General features: G+C 60.5%; 19 protein-coding genes. 15 read left to right on the forward strand and 4 right to left on the reverse strand.

Annotation, left to right across the window (positions count from 1 at the left end; all coding sequences use genetic code 11):
• The first annotated feature begins 1 nt into the window (after position 1).
• Genes ACZ9HU_RS08320 through ACZ9HU_RS08345 form a run of 6 tightly spaced genes read left to right on the forward strand, consistent with a single transcriptional unit; the run spans position 2 to position 5937 of the window.
• Entirely contained in the window at positions 2–424 is a 423-nt protein-coding gene (locus ACZ9HU_RS08320) for an NAD(P)H-dependent oxidoreductase subunit E (protein ID WP_476104215.1), read from the forward strand.
• Positions 421–1932, forward strand: coding sequence for an NADH-ubiquinone oxidoreductase-F iron-sulfur binding region domain-containing protein (locus ACZ9HU_RS08325; protein WP_476104216.1), 1512 nt, complete (start codon positions 421–423; stop codon positions 1930–1932). The genes ACZ9HU_RS08320 and ACZ9HU_RS08325 overlap by 4 nt, the downstream gene beginning before the upstream one ends.
• Positions 1929–2462 (forward strand): molybdenum cofactor guanylyltransferase, encoded by a 534-nt coding sequence (gene mobA / locus ACZ9HU_RS08330; RefSeq protein WP_476104217.1) that lies wholly within the window; start codon positions 1929–1931, stop codon positions 2460–2462. The genes ACZ9HU_RS08325 and mobA overlap by 4 nt, the downstream gene beginning before the upstream one ends.
• Positions 2452–5319 (forward strand): formate dehydrogenase subunit alpha, encoded by a 2868-nt coding sequence (gene fdhF / locus ACZ9HU_RS08335; protein WP_476104218.1) that lies wholly within the window; start codon positions 2452–2454, stop codon positions 5317–5319. The genes mobA and fdhF overlap by 11 nt, the downstream gene beginning before the upstream one ends.
• Positions 5316–5525, forward strand: a complete 210-nt coding sequence (locus ACZ9HU_RS08340) for a formate dehydrogenase subunit delta (RefSeq protein ID WP_476104219.1) — start codon at positions 5316–5318, stop codon at positions 5523–5525. The genes fdhF and ACZ9HU_RS08340 overlap by 4 nt, the downstream gene beginning before the upstream one ends.
• Position 5526: 1 nt before the next feature.
• Positions 5527–5937 carry a ketosteroid isomerase-related protein gene (locus ACZ9HU_RS08345; RefSeq protein WP_476104220.1) on the forward strand — a complete coding sequence of 137 codons (411 nt, stop codon included), beginning with the start codon at positions 5527–5529 and terminating at the stop codon, positions 5935–5937.
• 281 nt (positions 5938–6218) lie between these two features.
• Here ACZ9HU_RS08345 and ACZ9HU_RS08350 read toward each other — a convergent pair whose 3' ends face one another.
• Both ACZ9HU_RS08350 and ACZ9HU_RS08355 read right to left on the reverse strand, forming a co-directional pair.
• A complete protein-coding gene (locus ACZ9HU_RS08350) occupies positions 6219–6788 on the reverse strand; it encodes a winged helix-turn-helix domain-containing protein (protein ID WP_476104221.1) in 570 nt (189 codons plus the stop codon).
• A gap of 333 nt (positions 6789–7121) precedes the next feature.
• Complete coding sequence (locus ACZ9HU_RS08355; RefSeq protein WP_476104222.1) at positions 7122–8330, reverse strand: LL-diaminopimelate aminotransferase; 1209 nt, start codon at positions 8328–8330, stop codon at positions 7122–7124.
• A gap of 107 nt (positions 8331–8437) precedes the next feature.
• Here ACZ9HU_RS08355 and ACZ9HU_RS08360 point away from each other — a divergent pair, with 107 nt between their 5' ends.
• A complete protein-coding gene (locus ACZ9HU_RS08360; protein WP_476104223.1) occupies positions 8438–8587 on the forward strand; it encodes a hypothetical protein in 150 nt (49 codons plus the stop codon).
• A 21-nt stretch (positions 8588–8608) separates the two neighbouring features.
• Positions 8609–10609 (forward strand): PHA/PHB synthase family protein, encoded by a 2001-nt coding sequence (locus ACZ9HU_RS08365; protein ID WP_476104224.1) that lies wholly within the window; start codon positions 8609–8611, stop codon positions 10607–10609.
• A 120-nt stretch (positions 10610–10729) separates the two neighbouring features.
• On the opposite strand, the gene ACZ9HU_RS08370 is transcribed toward ACZ9HU_RS08365, so the two are convergent.
• Positions 10730–10921, reverse strand: a complete 192-nt coding sequence (locus ACZ9HU_RS08370; protein ID WP_476104225.1) for a hypothetical protein — start codon at positions 10919–10921, stop codon at positions 10730–10732.
• Between ACZ9HU_RS08370 and ACZ9HU_RS08375 the strand changes: the two genes are divergently transcribed.
• From ACZ9HU_RS08375 to ACZ9HU_RS08405, 7 genes are all read left to right on the forward strand, one after another.
• Positions 10921–11874 carry a phasin family protein gene (locus tag ACZ9HU_RS08375; RefSeq protein WP_476104226.1) on the forward strand — a complete coding sequence of 318 codons (954 nt, stop codon included), beginning with the start codon at positions 10921–10923 and terminating at the stop codon, positions 11872–11874. The two genes, ACZ9HU_RS08370 and ACZ9HU_RS08375, sit on opposite strands and share 1 nt — an antisense overlap.
• Before the next feature lie 287 nt (positions 11875–12161).
• Positions 12162–12536, forward strand: a complete 375-nt coding sequence (gene clpS, locus ACZ9HU_RS08380; RefSeq protein ID WP_476104227.1) for an ATP-dependent Clp protease adapter ClpS — start codon at positions 12162–12164, stop codon at positions 12534–12536.
• 221 nt (positions 12537–12757) lie between these two features.
• The gene (gene lptF / locus ACZ9HU_RS08385; RefSeq protein WP_476104228.1) at positions 12758–13978 is read left to right on the forward strand and encodes an LPS export ABC transporter permease LptF; all 1221 of its coding nucleotides are present in this window, start codon (positions 12758–12760) and stop codon (positions 13976–13978) included.
• Complete coding sequence (gene lptG, locus ACZ9HU_RS08390) at positions 13975–15069, forward strand: LPS export ABC transporter permease LptG (RefSeq protein ID WP_476104229.1); 1095 nt, start codon at positions 13975–13977, stop codon at positions 15067–15069. Before lptF ends, lptG begins: the two co-directional genes overlap by 4 nt.
• Before the next feature lie 196 nt (positions 15070–15265).
• Positions 15266–16150 carry a sterol desaturase family protein gene (locus ACZ9HU_RS08395; protein ID WP_476104230.1) on the forward strand — a complete coding sequence of 295 codons (885 nt, stop codon included), beginning with the start codon at positions 15266–15268 and terminating at the stop codon, positions 16148–16150.
• A gap of 117 nt (positions 16151–16267) precedes the next feature.
• Complete coding sequence (locus tag ACZ9HU_RS08400) at positions 16268–17419, forward strand: N-acetyltransferase (protein ID WP_476104231.1); 1152 nt, start codon at positions 16268–16270, stop codon at positions 17417–17419.
• Between the two features lie 264 nt (positions 17420–17683).
• Complete coding sequence (locus ACZ9HU_RS08405) at positions 17684–18457, forward strand: response regulator (protein WP_476104232.1); 774 nt, start codon at positions 17684–17686, stop codon at positions 18455–18457.
• On the opposite strand, the gene ACZ9HU_RS08410 is transcribed toward ACZ9HU_RS08405, so the two are convergent.
• Positions 18448–20133: a CHASE domain-containing protein gene (locus tag ACZ9HU_RS08410; protein ID WP_476104233.1), complete on the reverse strand. Its 1686-nt coding sequence runs from the start codon at positions 20131–20133 to the stop codon at positions 18448–18450. The genes ACZ9HU_RS08405 and ACZ9HU_RS08410 overlap by 10 nt on opposite strands.
• Positions 20134–20239 lie beyond the last annotated feature (106 nt).

Raw genomic sequence — 20239 nt, forward strand, 5'->3', positions numbered from 1 at the left:
GATGGACGTTGAGCGCCTTTCCCACATCATCGCCTTGCACAGCGGTTCAGAAGGCCCGCTGTTGCCGATCCTGCACGATGTTCAGCGCGCCTTTGGTTGCGTGTCGGCCTCTGCGCAGGAAGAGATCGCCAAGGCGCTCAACCTGTCCCGTGCCGAGGTGCATGGGGTGGTCAGTTTCTATCACGATTTCACATCCGAGGCCGACCCGCGCCCCTGCGTGCAGATCTGCCGCGCCGAAGCATGTCAGGCACGCGGTGTCGAGGCCCTGATGGACGCAGCCGAAGCGGCAGCAGGCCATCGCGTGCGCCTCGCCCCCATCTATTGCCTCGGCCTGTGCAGCGTCGGCCCTGCCGCCAAAGTGGGCGACACGCTGCACGCAAGGCTGGACGCGGCCAAGATTGTCAAATTGGTGGAGGCGGCATGACCACGATCCGTATCAGCGATGATTCGCTCGCCCTCGCTCTGGGCGCAGATGCTGTGGCCGATGCCTTTGCTGCGGCGGGATGCACAGTCGAGCGCACCAGCAGTTGGGGCATGCACTGGCTCGAACCCTTGGTGGACGTGGACGGGATCGGCTATGGCCCCGCCACGGTTGAGGATGTGGCCGCGATCCTTGATGGCACCAGCGCGCTTTCCATCGGTCCGATTGCCGAACACCCCTTTATCAAGCCCCAGCAACGCCTGACCTTTGCCCGCGCCGGCAAGACCCGTCCCCTCAGCCTTGCCGATTACGAGGCCACCGGAGGTTGGGCAGGCCTGCGCCGCGCCAAAGCGATGAGCGGCGCGGATGTCATTGCCGAAGTCACGCAGTCAGGCCTGCGAGGTCGCGGCGGGGCGGGTTTTCCTGCGGGCATCAAATGGAACACGGTGGCCAAGGCGCAGGCCCCGCGCAAATATGTCGTCTGCAACGCCGACGAAGGCGATTCCGGCACCTTTGCCGACCGCATGTTGATGGAGGGCGACCCCTTTCAATTGATCGAGGGTCTGGCGATTGCCGCCCATGCCGTCGGCGCACAAACCGCTTATATCTATACCCGCAGCGAATATCCCCACGCGATTGCCAAGATGCGCGCGGCGATTGAACTGGCCTCAGACATCATCGCCCCGCTGCATATGGAAGTGCGTGAGGGCGCAGGCGCCTATGTCTGCGGCGAGGAAACCTCTTTGCTCAATTCGATTGAGGGCAAGCGCGGCGTGGTACGCGCCAAACCGCCCCTGCCCGCGCTAGAAGGGCTGTTTGGTTGCCCCACGGTGGTCAACAATGTGCTGACCATTGCGGCCATCCCGCATATTCTGTCCGAGGGCGGGGCAGCGGAATATGCGGCGTTGGGCGTGGATCGCAGCCTTGGCACCAAGCCGATCCAGTTGGCGGGCAATATCAAGCATGGCGGATTGTATGAAACCGCCTTTGGCATTTCGCTGCATGATTTGGTGTACACCATCGGCGGCGGCACAGCATCCGGGCGCCCGGTAAAAGCCGTGCAGGTGGGCGGGCCTTTAGGCGCCTATATTCCCCCTGCGCAATTCGATCTGCCGTTTGATTATGAAGCCTATGCCCGCGCCGATGCACTGATCGGCCACGGCGGGGTGGTGGTGGTGGACGACAGCGCCGACATGGGCCGCCTCGCCCGTTTCGCCATGGAGTTCTGCGCGGTGGAAAGCTGCGGCAAATGCACGCCGTGCCGGATCGGATCGACCCGCGGGGTTGAATTGATCGACCGCATCCGCGCGGGGGCCAAAGTGCTCGATCCGGTCGGCGCGCTGCCGCAAATGCATAATGCCCCCAAGGTGGCGCGCAGCGCGCAGGAGGATATCGTCCTGCTTGAAGAGCTTTGCGAGACGATGAAATTCGGCTCGCTTTGCGCGCTGGGTGGGTTCACGCCCTATCCGGTGTTGTCGGCCTTGCGCCACTGGCCGGAGGATTTCACATGATCCTGGGCGCGGTTCTTGCCGGTGGTCTTTCCACCCGCTTTGGCAGCGACAAGGCGTTGGCGGTGCTCGACGGGCAAACGCTGATCGAACGCTCGGTCGCCCTGCTGCGCCGCCAATGCAGCGCGGTGGTGGTGGTCGGGCGTGAAGAGGCCCCCGCCCCCTGCATCCCTGACTGGCCCGCGCCGGGCATGGGGCCGCTGGGCGGATTGGCCGCCGCGCTGCGCCATGCACGCGAGAATGGGTTTACCGATGTGCTGTGCGTTTCGGTCGATGCGGTGGGGCTGGATGATCGGCTGCTGGGGCGATTATTCCCCTCGCCCGCCTATGTCGAGAGCCAGCCGGTGATCGGCCTGTGGCCCGCCCATGCCGCCGATGCGGTCGAGGCAATCCTGCGGGGAACAGGCAAACATTCCCTGCGCGCGCTGGTCGAGGCGACGGGGGCAAGGGGCATCACCCTCCCCCGCCCGCCCGCCAATATCAATTCCCCCGAAGATCTCGCCCAATGCGAGGAGGCAATCCATGGCCTATGAAGTGCAGCCTGATTTCGGCACCCCGGCGCGCAAAGGCGCCCCGGTAACGCTCACCATCGACGGGCGCGCCGTCACCGTTCCCGCGGGCACCAGCGTGATGCGCGCCGCCGCCGAGATCGGAGGCGCGATCCCCAAACTCTGCGCCACCGACAATGTCGAGGCGTTTGGTTCATGCCGGATGTGTCTGGTCGAGATCGAGGGTGCGCGCGGATTGCCTGCGTCCTGCACCACGCCGGTTTCGGCGGGCATGGTGGTCAAAACCCAGACGCCGCGTTTGGAGAAAATCCGGCGCGGGGTGATGGAGCTTTACATCTCCGACCACCCGCTCGATTGCCTGACGTGCAGCGCGAACAATGATTGCGAATTGCAGGACACCGCCGCCCAAGTCGGCCTGCGCGATGTGCGCTATGGCTATGCGGGCGAAAACCATCTGGGTCAGGCGCCCGATCTGTCCAACCCCTATTTCGCCTTTGACGCCAGCAAGTGCATCGTCTGCTCGCGATGCGTCCGCGCCTGTGAAGAGGTGCAAGGCACCTTTGCGTTGACCATCGAGGGGCGCGGCTTTGATTCGGGCGTGTCGGCAGGCGCGGCCAAGGACGATTTCCTTTCCAGCGAATGCGTCTCATGCGGGGCCTGTGTTCAGGCATGCCCGACGGCGGCGCTGAATGAAAAATCCGTGGCGGAAATCGGCAAGCCCGAACGCGCCGTGGTGACGACCTGCGCCTATTGCGGGGTTGGCTGCACATTCCGCGCCGAAATGCGCGGCGATCAACTGGTGCGCATGGTGCCGTGGAAGGATGGCAAGGCCAATCGCGGGCATTCATGCGTTAAGGGCCGTTTCGCATGGGGCTATGCCAACCACGCAGACCGCATCACGCGTCCGATGATCCGCGAGGCGATCACCCAGCCATGGCGCGAAGTGTCGTGGGACGAGGCGATCAGCTTTACCGCCAACCGCCTGAAGACGATCAAGGCGCAATATGGCGCACGGGCGTTGGGCGGGATCACGTCGAGCCGCTGCACCAATGAGGAAGCCTTCCTTGTCCAGAAGCTGGTGCGCGGCGGGTTTGGTTCGAACAATGTCGATACTTGCGCGCGGGTCTGCCATTCGCCCACGGGCTATGGGTTAAAGACGACATTCGGCACCAGTGCAGGGACGCAGGATTTCGACAGTGTGGAGGATTCGGACGTCATCCTCATCATCGGCGCGAACCCGACCGACGGGCATCCGGTGTTTGCCAGCCGCATGAAGAAGCGGTTGCGCCAAGGGGCGAAGCTCATCGTCATCGACCCTCGCCGGATCGACATGGTGCGCAGCCCCCATATCGAGGCCGCGCATCATCTGGCGCTGCAACCGGGCACCAACGTTGCGGTGTTGACGGCGATGGCGCATGTCATCGTGACCGAGGGTCTGGCCGATGAGGCCTTTATCCGTGAGCGTTGCGATTGGGATGAGTATCAGGATTGGGCGCGGTTTGTGTCGGACGCGCGCCACAGCCCCGAAGCGCTGGAGCCGGTGACGCGGGTTCCGGCGGAGGAATTGCGGGCGGCAGCGCGGTTGTTTGCGACGGGCGGCCCCGGTTGGTCGTCAGACCAGAGGAAACGACCAAACGGCGCGATCTATTACGGCCTCGGCGTGACCGAGCACAGCCAAGGCTCCAGCACCGTGATGGCCATTGCCAATCTGGCCATGGCGACGGGCAATATCGGGCGGCGCGGCGTGGGGGTGAACCCCCTGCGCGGGCAAAACAATGTGCAGGGCGCCTGCGATATGGGCTCGTTCCCGCATGAATTGTCGGGCTATCGCCACATCGCGGATGACAACACACGCGCCTTGTTCGAGGCAGATTGGGGCGTGACGCTGGATTCCGAACCGGGCCTGCGCATTCCCAATATGCTGGACGCGGCGGTCGATGGTTCGTTCCGCGCGATCTATATTCAGGGCGAGGATATTCTCCAGTCCGACCCCAACACGCATCATGTGGCCGCCGGTTTGGCGGCGATGGATTGCGTGATCGTGCATGACCTGTTCCTCAACGAAACCGCCAATTACGCCCATGTCTTCCTGCCGGGCAGCACTTTCCTTGAGAAAACCGGCACCTTCACCAATGCCGAGCGGCGCATCCAGATGGTGCGGCGCGTGATGGACCCCGCCAATGGATACGAGGATTGGCAGGTCACGCAATTGCTGGCCCGCGCGATGGCGCTGGATTGGGATTACAGTGATGCGGGCCAGATCATGGACGAGATCGCCCGCCTGACGCCCAGCTTTGCCGGGGTGTCCCATGCGCGGCTGGATGCCGAAGGGTCGCTGCAATGGCCGGTCAACGAGGCCCATCCCGATGGCAGCCCGATCATGCATGTCGATGGCTTTGTCCGGGGCAAGGGCAAGTTTGTCGTCACCGAATATATCCCCACCGATGAACGCACCGGACCGCGTTATCCGCTCTTGCTGACCACTGGGCGAATTCTGTCGCAATACAACGTCGGCGCACAGACGCGGCGTACCGCCAACAGCGTGTGGCATGCCGAGGATGTGCTGGAAATCCACCCGACCGACGCGGAAAACCGCGGCTTGTCCACCGGCGATTGGGTGAAACTGGCCAGTCGTGCGGGGGAGACGACGCTGCGCGCTTTGGTGACGGATCGTGTGGCACCGGGCGTGGTCTATACTACCTTCCACCACCCCGACACGCAGGCCAATGTGGTGACCACCGAGAACAGCGATTGGGCCACCAATTGCCCAGAGTACAAGGTGACGGCGGTTCAGGTCACGCCGTCGAACGGGCCGACCGCGTGGCAGCGTGAATATGAAGCGCAAACCCTTCAGGCGCGCAGGATCGAGGCAGCCGAATGAGTACCACAGACCACCTGATCAAAATGGCCAACCAGATCGCCGCCAACCTTGCCGCCCAGGGGCAGGAGGTGGCGATCCGCGAGACAGCCCAGCATATCGTGGATTTCTGGGATCCTCGGATGAAGGCGGGCATCGCCACCGTCGATCCGGCCCGATTGTCCGACATCGCCCGCGCCGCCATCGAGATCGTTACGACAAAGGCCTGATATGAATCAGAATGAAGCTCTTGCCCTGCTGGCGCGATATTATGACGCGTTCAATGCGGGGGATAATGAGGCTATGCTGGCCTGTCTGACCGATGATGTGGCGCATGACATCAATCAGGGTTCGCGCCAGATCGGCAGGCAAGCCTTTCGCGCGTTTCTGGCCCATATGGACCGCTGTTATCGTGAGCGGCTGGAGGAAATCACCCTGATGGCCCATTCGGATGGCACGCGCGGAGCCGCCGAATTTGTGGTGCATGGCGCCTATCTGGCTACGGATGATGGATTGCCCGATGCAAATGGGCAAACCTATGTCCTGCCGGCAGGCGCCTTTTTCACCTTTCGCGATGGGTTGATCGCGCGGGTTTCGGTCTATTACAATCTGGCGGATTGGACGGCACAGGTTGGCGGTTGACGCCGATAACGGTCAGAGAACCTGAATTGCGGAAAAAGCGCCTCACACCCCCAAAGGTGTGGGGCGTTTTCTTTGATGCATCGCCAAATAGGTTACAACCCCACGTTTCGAGGGCAAAAAAAGACCCAGCCGAAGCTGGGTCGTGGAAGTTTGGGAGAGGATGCCTGAAAGGCAAGGCCGGATTAGGCCGGATCCTGCGAATCGACAAGCGCCGAATGATGTGAAATTCCAAATAGGATAAAATAACTAACGCATAATCCATTTTTGGATAATTTCGACAATTAGACACCTATTTGGATATTTTTAAAATCTTCCGCATCCGGATTTATCCAGTTCAACAGCTGATATCCACCGCCAGGAACCGTCTGAATCCACCCCGGCAGCCCTGCCGCAGCCAGTTTTGACCGCAAACGACTCGCATGGACCGCAACGCTGTTCGTTTCAGGCACGAAAGTCAGATTCCAGACGTCGCGCAGCAACTCACGCTTGTCGACGGTTTCGCCCGGCGTATCCATCAAGCGCCAAAGAACCGCGAATTCCCTGGGGTGTAACCCCACCGCCTTTTTGCCGACAAAGGCGTCACGCTCGATCAGATCAAGCCGCAAAGGCCCGTGGTGCCGCCAACGCACCAACATCTCTGCCTGCCCCTGAAGCCGCAAACCTCTTGCATGAAGTTCGGCCAGACCGATCAACGGATCACAAACGTCGCCAAAGCCACGCCGCAACAGGCGCGCCCGTTCCTGCCCTTCACCAATGCCGATAGGAATGCACCAACGACGCAGCGATACGGCACGGGCGCTGTTGATCCATTTCCAGACCAAAGGATCGACCGTCTCAACATCAACCAACACAGGGCCGTCCGGCTTTAACGCCTCGACCGCCTCCACATCATTAACGAACGCTGTCTGTAATCGCCATCCACATAATCGGAGATCCGCCGCCCCGAAAATTGCGCGTCCAGCAAGCCAATAAAAACAGCGCACTGCACACTCCCCAAAACATAACAGCGATATGACGGGGGGACAGTGGTCACAATAGCTGAGCCAAAGGTAATTTCAATTGGTTAAGGACTTTTTAGGGTTCATCCCCCGAAAATCGGTCTAATAAGGTAAATTTTGGATGAAGCAAAATCGCCCGGCACATTTCTGTACCGGGCGAGGCGAATTTTCCAAAATTTTGAAAAATCAGGCCGTTTTACCCGAAGGCACATTGACGCCCATGCTGGTAAGGTAACGCTTGATGTTGCGTGCTGCCTGACGCAGGCGCTGTTCATTTTCGACCATGGCGATGCGGACAAAGCCTTCGCCATCTTCACCATAACCCACGCCCGGCGCCACGGCGACTTCGGCATGGGTCAACAATTGCTTGGAAAATTCAAGGCTGCCCAGATGCGCCAGCGCAGGCGGCAGAGGCGCCCATGCGAACATCGACGCCTTCGGGCTGGGAATATCCCAACCGGCGCGACCAAAAGCCTCGACCATCACGTCACGGCGCTTTTGATAGAGCAGGCGATTCTGTTCAACGATATCCTGCGGGCCGTTAAGCGCCGCACAGGCCGCCGCCTGAATCGGGGTGAAGGCGCCGTAATCAAGGTAAGACTTCACCCGCGTCAACGCCGCGATCAATTGTTTGTTGCCCACCGCAAAGCCCACGCGCCAACCGGCCATGCTGAAGGTCTTGGACATGCTGGTGAATTCCACCGCCACATCCTTGGCGCCGGGCACTTCAAGGATCGAACGCGTCGGATTGCCGTCGAAATAAAGCTCGGAATAGGCAAGGTCGGACAGGATCCACACCTTGTTTTCCTTGGCCCACGCCACCAGCCGTTCATAAAACGCCAGATCGACCGTTTCGGCCGTGGGGTTGCTGGGATAATTGACGATCAGCACCGAGGGACGCGGCACCGAATATTTCATCGCGCGGTCCAGCGAATCCCAATAACGCTCATCCGGCGTCGTGGGCACACTGCGGATCGTCGCACCCGCGATGATGAAACCGAACGTGTGGATCGGATAGGACGGGTTGGGCGCCAGCACCACATCACCGGGCGCGGTGATCGCGGTCGCCAGGCTGGCCAGACCTTCCTTCGAACCCATCGTCATCACGACTTCGGTTTCGGGGTCCAGTTCGACGTTAAAGCGGCGGCCATAATAATTGGCCTGCGCCTTACGAATGCCGGGGATGCCCTTGGACGCGGAATAGCCATGCGCGCTGGGCTTCATCGCCACTTCGCACAGTTTTTCGATCACATGGGCGGGCGGCGGCAAATCAGGATTGCCCATGCCAAGGTCAATGATGTCCTGCCCGCTAGCTCGTGCTGCGGCCCGCATCGCATTGACTTCGGCGATGACATAGGGCGGCAGTCGCTTCATGCGGTAGAATTCTTCGGACATTGGACCTTTCCTGTATTTGCCCCCCACGAACACGCATCGGCACATACGCCACCATGACGTAGTGCAGGCGCCCAAGCGGCGCCACCACGGCGGGGGAGGCCGCTCCCATGCGCCTTTTTGCCCCGAAACGCGAGAGCGGGATGCAAAAAATTTGCGCGGCAACCAAAACTGCGATGGGCGTCATGAATTTTACGCCATGCTGGCGCATCAAACGCTTGCCGCAGGGGCACAGTCGTATCATGTTGCGGGCCGATTGAGGCAACCGGGAGAAAAAGCGGATGAGCAGCACAACCGACGGGATCGAAGGCACCGGCACCAAGGCCCCTTCCCTCGATCCGCTGTCGAGCTTGATGATGCTCCCTTTCGAGGTGGCCAGCCAGACAATGGATCAATGGCTTAACCCGAAAACCGCGATCCCCGATGCGTTGGAGCAGGCGGGTGTATTGCTGGCCGATGCGCCCGCCATTCTGGGCGATAGCGAGGATGCCGCCCATTGGGCCGATGCCGCATCACGCATGCAGGCCAAATGGATGGAATTTCAGGCCGAACAAACCGGAAAGGCCATGTCGGGCCTGTTGTCGGGCGATTTGTTCAAGGCGGAACTCAACGGTTTGGCGTCTTTGTCGCCCGCGATGAATGAAATGGTGTCAATGTGGAGCCGCCAGATCCCGCTGGTGCGCCCCGATACGCAGCAGAAATTGTTGTCCGACGGGATCAAGCTGTGGGAAGGCGTGTTGGCGCAATGGGGGCTGAAGTCCAAGGGCGACGAATCGCATGCCATTCCCCTGCCCCGCAGCGACCGCCGCTTTGCCGATGCCGCCTGGCGCGAGATGCCCTATTTTGCATTGGTGCATCAGACCTATCTGTTGATGGCCGAACAGATCACCGCCATGGCCGATTCGGTCGAAGGGCTGGATGAACCGCGCAAGGATCAACTGCGTTTCTATACGCGCACCTTGATTGAGGCGCTCAGCCCGGATCACTTTGCGCTGACCAATCCTCTGGTCATGGAAAAGGCCATCGAGACGCGCGGCGAAAGTCTGGTGAAGGGGCTTGAACACCTTCTGGACGACATGAAACGTGGCCAGTTGAGCCATACCGACCGCAACGCCTTCAAGGTGGGCGAAAATATTGCCGCCACGCCCGGCAAGGTGGTGCATCGCACCCCCTTCTTTGAATTGATCCAGTACACGCCCACCACCGAGAAGGTGATGGAAACCCCGCTGGTGATCTTTCCGCCGTGGATCAACCGCTTTTATATTCTCGACCTCAACGCCAAAAAAAGCTTCGTCAAATGGGCGGTGGATCAGGGGATCACTGTGTTTCTGGTCAGCTGGCGCTCGGCCAACCCGGAGGACACCGATGTCGATTGGGGCGCGGTGACATGGGACGATTATATCGGCGCCCAGATCGAAGCGATTGATGTTGTGCGCACCCGCCTGAAAGTGCCCAGTGTGCATACGATCGGCTATTGCGTGGCCGGAACGACGCTGGCGGCGACGCTGGCAATTTTGGCGCGGCGGGGCGAGGCGGATAAGGTCGCCACCGCAACCTTCTTTACCGCGCAGGTCGATTTCGAAAAGGCAGGCGAACTCAAAACCTTTATCGATGATCAGCAATTGGCAACGATTGGCGCTTTGGCCAAGAATGGGGTGATCGACGGACGCTATCTGGCGGCCACTTTCAACCTGTTGCGCAGCCAGGATCTGATCTGGAACTATGTGACGCGTAACTATTTGCTGGGCGAAGACTATTCGGCCTTTGACCTGTTGTTCTGGAACGGGGACAGCACGAATCTGCCCGCAGGATGGCACCAATCCTATTTGCGCGATCTGTATCGTGACAATCTGTTGGTCAAACCCGACGCCTTGTCGGGATGCGGCACGCCCATTGATCTGTCACGCATCACCACCCCCGCCTATATTCAGGCCGGGCGCGAGGATCACATCGCGCCTGCCGAAAGCGTATGGCGTTTGGCGGCGCAGTTGAAGAACAGCCCGCATGTATTTCTTCTGGCCGGGTCGGGCCATATTGCGGGTGTGGTCAATCCGCCTGCGGCCAAGAAATATCAATACTGGACCAATGAGGCAAAGACTGACACTCTGGCCGAATTCGTGGCGCAAGCGACGGAGAAACCGGGCAGCTGGTGGAATCACTGGCTGGGCTGGTTGAAAGAACAAGCGCCGGGCGAAGTGGCCGCAAAGGCCAAGCGCGTACCGGGCGGAAGAGGTGACAAGGTTCTGGCCGATGCGCCGGGCAATTACGTAAAGATGTCATAAGGGAGAGTTTAGCCGCCTCCTTATGCTGCAAGTGCGAAATGCCACATGTGCACCCGCGAGCTTCCCCAGCTTTTCGCGTTGGGTTTCTGTTACGAAATGCCCGGATACATTTGATTTAGATCAAGCATTGCGCATATCGAAACCGAAATGGCGGAATCGCATGCTGCAACGCACAAAAACCTCTTGACTCGAGCGCCCCGGCGCGTCATTGTGCACCGCAACAAAGGCGAGGATTTCGGCAGGTCCGATCAAATCGGAAACGCTGGCATCATTCACCTTATCAACAGCCGGTTGAGCGGGAAGCAGGTCCAATGAGCAAGAAGCCCAATATCAAGGCTAACTTTCGCAGAACCCCCGCGCGCGCCGTCGCCGAAAAACCCGCCGCACCGGCACCCGTGATTGCGGCCGAAGCGGAATTGCCGCCTGTGGCCGAAGAATTAGCTCCGGTTGAAACGCCTGCTGTTGAAGAAACAGTAATCGAACCCGCGCCCGCACCGGTTGAGGAAGTCCCGGTCGTCGAAGCTGCGCCGGCCGAAGAAGCTCCGATTGCCGTTGTAGAGGCACCGATCGAAACGCCGCCCGTTGAAAACCCGGTGGTGGAGCCTGAAGCTCCCGCCGCGGTCGAGGCGCCGGCTCCCGCTCCGGTGGCCCAAAAGCCCGTTCGCAAGCCTGCCGTCAAAAAGCCGACGGTCAAGCCTGCCGCCCCAGCCCCCGTTTCCAAGGTTGAAGCACCCGCCGTGGAGGTGAGCGCCGAAACCCCAATGCCGACCGAAACTGCCGCCCAGCCGCCGCGCTGGCCCACCATCTTCGCCAAGGAGTTTGCCATGTCCACCTTCCCGAGCTTCGATTTTGCCGCCCCCTTCCAGACCGCTTTTGCCGACATGCAGGAAAAGGCCAAGGCCGCCTATGAAAAGAGCACCTCGGTGTTTGGTGATTACAGCGAATTCGCCAAGGGCAACGTTGAAGCCTTGGTCGAATCGAGCAAGATCCTGGCCGCTGGCCTTCAGGAAATGACCTCGGCCTATGTGTCGGAAGGCCGCAGCGGTTTTGAAACCCTGACCGCCGAAGTCAAGGAACTGGCCGCAGCCAAAAGCCCGACCGATTTCCTCAAGCTGCAGAACGACCTGGCCAAGAAGCACTTCGACGAAGCCGTCGCTGCTGCTTCGAAGCATTCGGAAGCCCTGATCAAGCTGGCCAATGAAGCTGCTCAGCCGATCTCGACCCGCGTTTCGATGGCGGTCGAAAAGATCAAGACTGCTGCCTAAGCGATAGATGGTGGGCGGCACATCGCCGCTCATGCCTGCCAAAACCCGGTTGTCCGCCCTCTCACTTGGACAGCCGGGTTTTTCGGCGCCTAGGCCACATCCGCTTTTCTATTGTGTCGAATGGTCTCGCGCGCTAGCCTGTTTCGGCCCGGCTTACCGTTAAGCCGGAGATCATCAAAGGCATGCGACAGAAGCGCTTGTCCTGCCCCCCTGATTCGCGGTATTTGGGCCGGATGATTCTCTCCTGTATCCCTAACTCGGCCACACTTGGCTCGTCGGCCCTGTGTATGGACGCGGCGTCTGTCGATGCCGCTTTCGATGGCCTGACCATCCTGGCCAACAGCGATGATGATGATCGCGGCGGTCAGGGGCAGATCGGCCTGGCCACGCGCACCCGTGCAAAGCCGAAGAAACCGAGCCAGTTCAAGGTCTTGATGTTGAACGATGACTATACTCCGATGGAGTTTGTGGTCATGGTCCTCAAGCGCTTTTTCAATATGGATCTGGAACAGGCCACGCGCGTCATGTTGCATGTCCATCAGCGCGGCGTCGGCGTTTGCGGCATTTTCCCCTATGAAATCGCCGAGACGAAAGTGAATCAGGTGATGGATTGCGCAAGGCAAAACCAGCATCCGCTGCAATGCACTTTGGAAAAGGCATAAGCGTCAAAGCCACAGTTTGACGCGGATTTGGCTCCCATATGCCTCGCCCCTCTTGCGCCTGGGCGCGGGCCCGCTTAACTGAACCGGAAAGTCTGGGTTGATGCCGTCGCTTGCGTCGACCCTCTTTGCCCGTTCTGCCAAGAGAGCCGCCATCCCGTGAAAACCAGCCAGTCCCCTCGCCAGACCCCATGCCAACGGGGCGCCGACGCACAGGGTCACGCATGAAATTCTTCACGGCGGCGGACCGCTATATCTTTCGGCTGGTGCTGATGCCGATGCTGGCGGTGTTTGTCATCGCGGCATCGCTGCTGGTTCTGGACAAGATGCTGCGCCTGTTCGAATTCGTGTCGACCGAAGGCGGCCCGGTCAGCGTCGTGTTCAAGATGCTGGCCAACCTCCTGCCCGAATATGCCAGTCTGGCGATCCCTCTGGGGCTGATGTTGGGCGTGCTGCTGGCGTTTCGCAAGCTGGCCATGTCGAGCGAACTGGACGTGATGCGCGCGGTGGGGCTGAGTTATACGCGGTTGCTGCGCGTGCCTTTCCTGATCGCGATCCTGTTGGCCGGGGTCAATCTGCTGATTGTCGGCTATGTGCAGCCTTTGGCGCGTTACTATTACGAACAGCTTGATTTCGAATTGCGCACCGGCGCGCTGGGCGCCTCGATCAAGGTGGGTGAGTTCAACACGCTCAAGGACCGCATGAGCCTGCGCATCGAGCAGAGCCGTGACGACGGTCGCGAACTGGTCGGCATTTTCGCCCGCGTGACCGAGGAAAATGGCGAAGTCCTTTCCATCAGCGCGCATCACGGCCGCTTCCTCGCGCTTCAGGAAAATCTCGACACCGTGATCCTGCGCCTGACCGATGGCCAAATTGTGCAGAGCCCCAAGGGCCTGAGCCCTCGCGTGCTCAGTTTCAGCACCCATGATCTGCCCATTGACCTTCCCGCGCTGGAAAAATTCCGCAAGCGCGGTGGGCGTGAACGCGAATATGTCCTGCCCGAACTGCTCAAGATCGGTTGGGGCCAAGGCGCCAGCGACCATGAAAAAACCGTCGTCATGGCCAGCCTCAATTATCGTCTGGTCGAAGTGGTGATGATCCTGATGCTGCCCTTGCTGGCGGTGGCCTTGGCCGTGCCTCCCAAGCGTTCGACATCATCGCTGGGCGTGTTCGTGTCGATTGTGATGGTCGTGGCCTATCACAAGGTCAATGAATACGGGCAATCGGTGGCCGAATTGGGCCGCATCGATCCGGCCATCGCGCTTTGGGTACCTTTTGCCATTTTCGCCGCGATCATTGGCTGGATGTATTACACATTGGCCTATGTGCCCGGTGGTCAGCCGATCGGCGCGCTGGAACGTGTTTCGGGCAAATTGGGCAAGGCGATCACGCGCATGCTGGACCGCACCGCCGCCAACAAGGCCCGCGCAGGGGGTGACGCATGATGGACCTGTTCCCCTCGCGCACCCTGACGCTCTATTTGTCGCGCCTGTTTATCACGCGTATTCTGGGCGTGCTGGTGATGCTGGTGCTGGTCCTGCAAATGCTCGACCTCTTGTCGGAAAGCGGCAATATTCTGGCCCATCCCGGCAATGGTCAGGCGCAGATCTGGCACTATGTCACGCTGCGCAGCCCGCAATTGGTGGCGCGTTTTCTGCCCTATTCGGTGCTGCTGGCCACGCTCTTCACCTTCTTCCCGCTGAACCAGAACAGCGAAGTCATCGCGATGCGCGCCGCCGGGCTTTCCGCGCATCAGATCCTCGCCCCGATGCTGGCGACGGCCATGGTCGTGTCGGGCATCAGCTTTGTGTTCAACGAAATGGTCGTCACGCGCGCCACCGCCGATCTCAAGGCGTGGCAGAATGTGCAATATGGCGAAATCCCGAACGAACCGGCCGAGCGGACGAATATCTATCTGGCCGATGGGCATAATATCCTTGGCGCCGATATGATGAACGGCAGCGGCAAGGCCATCCGTCTGCGCGGGGTGACATGGTATGAACGCGACCCGCAAGGGCTGATCACCAAGCGGGTGATTGCCCCCTTGGCCACCTATGCCGCGCCGGGCTGGCGGCTGGACAAGCCGGAAAGCTTTGATGTGGCCAGCGCCAAGTTGACCACATCCGCCTCGATGATCGTGGCACAGGGCATCACCCCGTCGCAAATCGATATTACCCAGGCCGATGCCGACCGCATGAACATCTTTCAACTCTATCACACGATCCAGTCGCTGCGCGCCGGTGGGCGGCGCACATCGGAATTGGAAAGCAAGTGGTGGCACAAGATGTCGGGCCCGCTTTCGGCGCTGTTGATGCCGCTGCTGGGTTCGGTCGCGGCCTTTGGCCTGGCGCGTTCAGGGCAATTGTTCGTGCGCGCCATCATCGGCATGGCACTGGGCTTTACCTATTTCGTGGTCGACAATCTCAGCCTGGCGGTCGGCAATTTCGGTGGATACCCACCGCTGGTGGCGGCGTGGGCACCCTTTATCCTGTTCCTGCTGGTGGGCGAAACCGTGCTGGTACGGACCGAGGAATAGGTCGTCGACTGGTCAACTCAAAAGGCACAAATCGTCTCACCCCTGACGCCGATCTGTCTTTTGCCCCGTTTATGCCCCATTTGCATGATCTAGGGCCACAATCAGCCGGGCACCTGTTGCCTTGATGGGCACAGGTGCTTGCCCAGCATGGCCCCGACACTTAAATATGCGCCAAGACTTTCAAGGAAACGACCAAGTGGCCACCAACAACGCCGCCATTGATGAAGCCAAGCTGCCTTTCTGGAAGCGATCGCATTATCTGGACCGCATGACCCTGCGCGATCTGGTGTTTGCCTATTTCCAGCATTACACGATCGTGGCCTATCTGGCGCTGGCGACGGCGGGCTTTGTCGTTTTCGCGTGGAACCCGACGGGCCTGTGGCGCGCGGTGGCCATCGTGGCGGCGGCGGCGGCGGTCTATCCGCTGGTGTGGCACCTGCTGCACCAATATATCTTGCATGGTCAGTGGCCGTATAAATTCAAGCTGTTGGCCAGCACGTGGAAGCGCATCCACTATGACCACCATCAGGACCCCAACCATCTGGAGGTTCTGTTCGGCGCGCTGCACACGACTGTGCCGACGATCTTTATCGCGACGGCCCCGGTTGGCGCGCTGATTGCCGAAGATGGCCACCGCATCGGCGGGGCCGCGCTGGCCTTTTCGATCGGCATCCTGACCACCTGCTATTATGAATTCATGCATTGCATCCAGCATCTGGCCTTCAAGCCAAAGTGGAAGTGGGTGCAGCACATGAAGCAGCGCCACAACGAACATCACTATGTCGATGAAGACGGCAATTTCGGCATCACCAATTACATGTGGGACCACATTCTGGGCACCTATTATGAAAAGAAGGACCGCCCGGGCCGCAGCCCCACCGTGTTCAACCTGGGTTATACCGAGGAAGTGGCCAAGAAATATCCCTGGGTAAAGGAATTGTCGGGCGGCATCGCCAGCGACCATCCGCGCCGCCGCGCTCTGGCCAATGCCAAGAAGCTGGCCGCAGACGCCAAGGCGCCGACCGGGGAACAGATTCTGGCCCATGCCGCCGAAGCGGTGGGGATGGACACCGAAGCCTGAACCCGGCGCATCAGGCACGAAAACACGATGCGAGGGGCGCCCACCCCTCGCATTTTTCTTTTCTTCCTGAACGCCCTCGCTACACAATCGCCCAAGAGTACCAGGGAGAACCTTTCGATGACCGCGATCACCATCACGCCCGCCAACACCAAGGCCGAGCGCGCGCAATGGGTCGATTACGTCTATGTGGCCAATGCCGCAGACCCCAATTTCGTGCCTCAATTGCGGATGGAAGAGATCGAAAAGGTCACGCCCGGCGGCAATCCTTTTCACGAACATGCCGATTGCCAATTGCTGCTGGCCAAGCGCGGGGGGCAGATTGTGGGCCGTATCGCCGCCATCATCGACCATCAGGCCACCAGCCAGCCCGTCGAACAGGGCATGGGTCCGGGCACCGGCAATTGGGGCGCGCTGGAGGCCGAAACACAGGAAATCGCCAATATCCTGATCGCCAGCGCCGAGGATTGGTTGCGGGTCAAGGGCATGACGCGCGTGGTCGCCCCGATGAACCTGTCCGTCTGGGAAGAGCCGGGCCTGCTGGTCAAGGGCCACGACCATCCGCCGACGGTCATGATGGGCCACCAAAACGCCAAGTTCCAGCCCTGGATCGAGGCCGCCGGTTACACGCCTGCCAAGATGCTCAACACCTATGAGCTGGACATCACACAGGAATTCCCGCCGCTCATCCAGCGCATCGTCAAATCGGGCGAAAAGAACCCGCGCATCAACATTCGCGGCGTCAACCTCAAGGAATTTGACAAGGAAGCCGCGATCATCCTCGACATCCTGAATGATGCGTGGAGCGACAATTGGGGTTTTGTTCCCATCACCGACAGCGAAGTGGCCTATACGGGCAAGAAGCTGAAGCCTTTGGTGAAATCCGATCTGGTGCAAATTGCCGAATATGATGGCGAACCGGTCGCCTTCATGATGACCCTGCCCGATATGAACGAGATCCTGAAGAAGATCGGCCCCAAGCCCTCGCCGCTGGGTTGGATCCGGCTGCTGCTGTGGATCTGGCGGCCCAAGGTCCGCACGATGCGCGTGCCTTTGATGGGTGTGCGCAAACGCCTGCAATCCAGCCGCATGGCCAGCCAGCTGGCCTTTATGATGATCGAATATATCCGCCGCAATTCTGTCGCCAACTATGGCGCCAGCCGGGGCGAGATCGGTTGGATCCTTGACGACAATCAGGGCATGAATTCCATCGCACGTGAAATCCATTCCACCGTGAACAAGGAATATCAGATCTATCAAAAGGACCTGTGATCCGTAAAATTAGAAGGCCCTTGCTCTGGGGGGAGCAAGGGCCTTCACGGGATCGCGTCACCGCCGCGCTTAGGACGGGAGGGGGGTCTGCAGCAGTGACATAGAGGAAACCACGGTCATCGACGTTGGTTCCCGAAAATTGAAATTTTTTTTCGCGACAACGCAAACGGTGGCACAAAAGATGGGAACGGCTAGGATAGCTCGTCGACAAACCGCCGATTGCGTCAGAAAATCGCGGGAATACAGCCGCTTTTGAGGGTCGATATGCCTTTGGGAACTGAAATCGCATCGCATCTGCCGTTCCTGCGGCGCTATGCGCGCGCGCTGACCGGGGATCAGCAGGCAGGTGACGGCCTTGTACGCAGCCTGCTGGAAACCGCCCTGTCGCAGCCGGAATTGCGCGCCAGCCTGAGCGGGGGGCGCCTGCCGCTTTATCGTGCCTTTGCCGGCCTGTTCGCCGGGCGCCCTGCCCCGGCCCATGTTGACAGCACCGATCCCGCCGATGTCCGGCTGGGCCGGATTGCACCGCTCGCTCGTCAGGCCTTGTTGCTGACCACGATTGAGGATTTCACGCCCGATCAGGCCGCCACCATCCTTGACCTCACCACCGAGGAAACGACAGCTCTGGCTAAGGGAGCGGTGGCCGAGATCGCCCGCGACAGCGCGACCAGCGTATTGATCATCGAGGATGAGCCGCTGATCGCGATGCAGCTTGAAGCGCTGGTTTCAACGATGGGTCATGAAATTTTCGGCACCGCCGCAACGCGCACTCAGGCGCAAAAGCTGATGGCCGATGGCGTGCCGGGACTGGTGCTGGCCGATATACAACTGGCCGATGGATCATCGGGGCTGGATGCGGTGGCCGACCTGCTGGCGATTGCCGATGTGCCGGTGATCTTCATCACCGCCTTTCCCGAAAGGCTGTTGACCGGCGACGGGCCGGAACCGACATGGCTGATCACCAAGCCGTTTCGTGAGGACGCGGTGCAGGCCGCCATGGCGCAGGCGCTGTTCTTCCATCAGCCACCTCAGGCCTGATCGGCGGCCTGCGTCTGTTTGGCGCGCATCTGAAACATCGCGGGTGATCGCAGCGGCAGGATCATCGTACAGCGCACGCCATCGGGCGCAAAATCCAGATCGACCTCCTCGCCCAATTCATGGACAAGGATGCGCTCGATCAATTCGGTGCCGAAACCGCGCTGACGCTCGGCGGGAACGGGCGGGCCGTTGCATTCTTTCCAGATGACCTGAACCCGGTCCGCACCGAAAAGCGCCCAATCGATGCACACGCATCCGCCATGGACCGACAAGGCACCATACTTGCTGGCATTGGTCGCCAATTCATGCATCGCCAGCCCCAGCGAGAGCGCATCATTGGGCGCCAGAACGACATCCGGCCCCCTCATCACCACTTTGCCGTCATCCCCCCGCGCATAGGGGGCCAATTCCGCCTCGATCACCCCGCGCAAGGGCGTTGTCCCCCAATTGCTGGCGATCAACAGGTCATGCGTGGCCGACAGCGCTCGAATGCGTCCCTCCAGCGCATCGGCAAATTCATTGAGCGCGGGTGAGGATGGATCGCTGCCCCGCCGCCGGGTCAGCGCGATGATCGACAACACATTGGCCAGAGTATTCTTGACCCGGTGGTTCAATTCCCGGCTGAGCATCCCCCGGATCGAGGCCTGTTCACGCAGCCATGCCAAAGAGGCGCGATCCTCGGCCGCCTGTCGCGCCAAGAGCCAGACCATGCCCGCCAGCAACCCCGCCACCAACGACCCCAGCGCCAATGTCGTAATCGCCACTTTTGATAGACCCGGCCCCGCCGGTGGCCGCACCACCACCACCATCGCGCGGTGGGCCAGCATGACCGGCAATTGCACCTGACCTTCCCCCGCCTGAGTCGGCCCGACCTGCGCCAGAAGGCGTTCCGGCCGCACCACCCCGTCATAAAGAGAGACCGAGAAATTCTTCACCGGTTCCAGATCGATGACCGACTGCAAAAAGACCTGCGCGTTGAAGGGCGCGCCCAGCACGCCGCGAAAACGCCCCGCGCCGCGATCGAACAGCGGCATGTAGATCAGAAAACCGGGCCAGCTTGGGCGCCCTTTGTCCATTTCCAGCCGGATCGGGCCGGTTCCGATCGGGCGGCGCTCTCGTCTGGCGCGTTCAATGGCGGTGCGGCGCTGCGCCTCGGCGTACATGTCAAAACCATAGGACAGGCGGCGGCGCGGCGTCGGATCGCCCAGATAGGTGACCGGCGTCAAAAGCCTCGTGCCGGGCGCGGGCGCCGGGTGGACAGTAAAATTCTCAAGACCTTCGGCCCGGCGCGCGGCCTCGAACGCCGGGATCTGTTCAGGCGTGATCGCCTCGGCCCATGAAATACCTTCAGAGCCGCGATATTCCTCATCCTCGGACAATTCCTGCGACAGGGCGATGAATTGCGCCTGCGTCATGTCATACCGCTTTTCCAGCAGCAACGCGGCGGCCCGCAGATAGGCCGTATGTGCATTGACCCGCCGCCCCAAGGCCGCGCCCACCACATTGGCAGCGGCGCGCGATTCCTGCTGTCGCTGGGCGGCTTCGCTGCGTTCGGTGGCATAGACATAAAGCGACGTGGCCAGCATCACGAGCAGGAAACCGGCCATAGGCAAGGCCCGCGGCATCCGTTCATACCAACCTTGCGACCCCACCCGATGCGCCACGATACGATCCAAAACTCACCCCTTACGCCGCGCATTGTGCCACTTTGCAACGTCATCATGCAACAAACGGTTGCGTGTGGGAACCAAGCTGGGCAAGCTTCGTTCCCGTCCCATCGTG

The organism is Novosphingobium sp. Sphag1I (genome assembly GCF_056279125.1).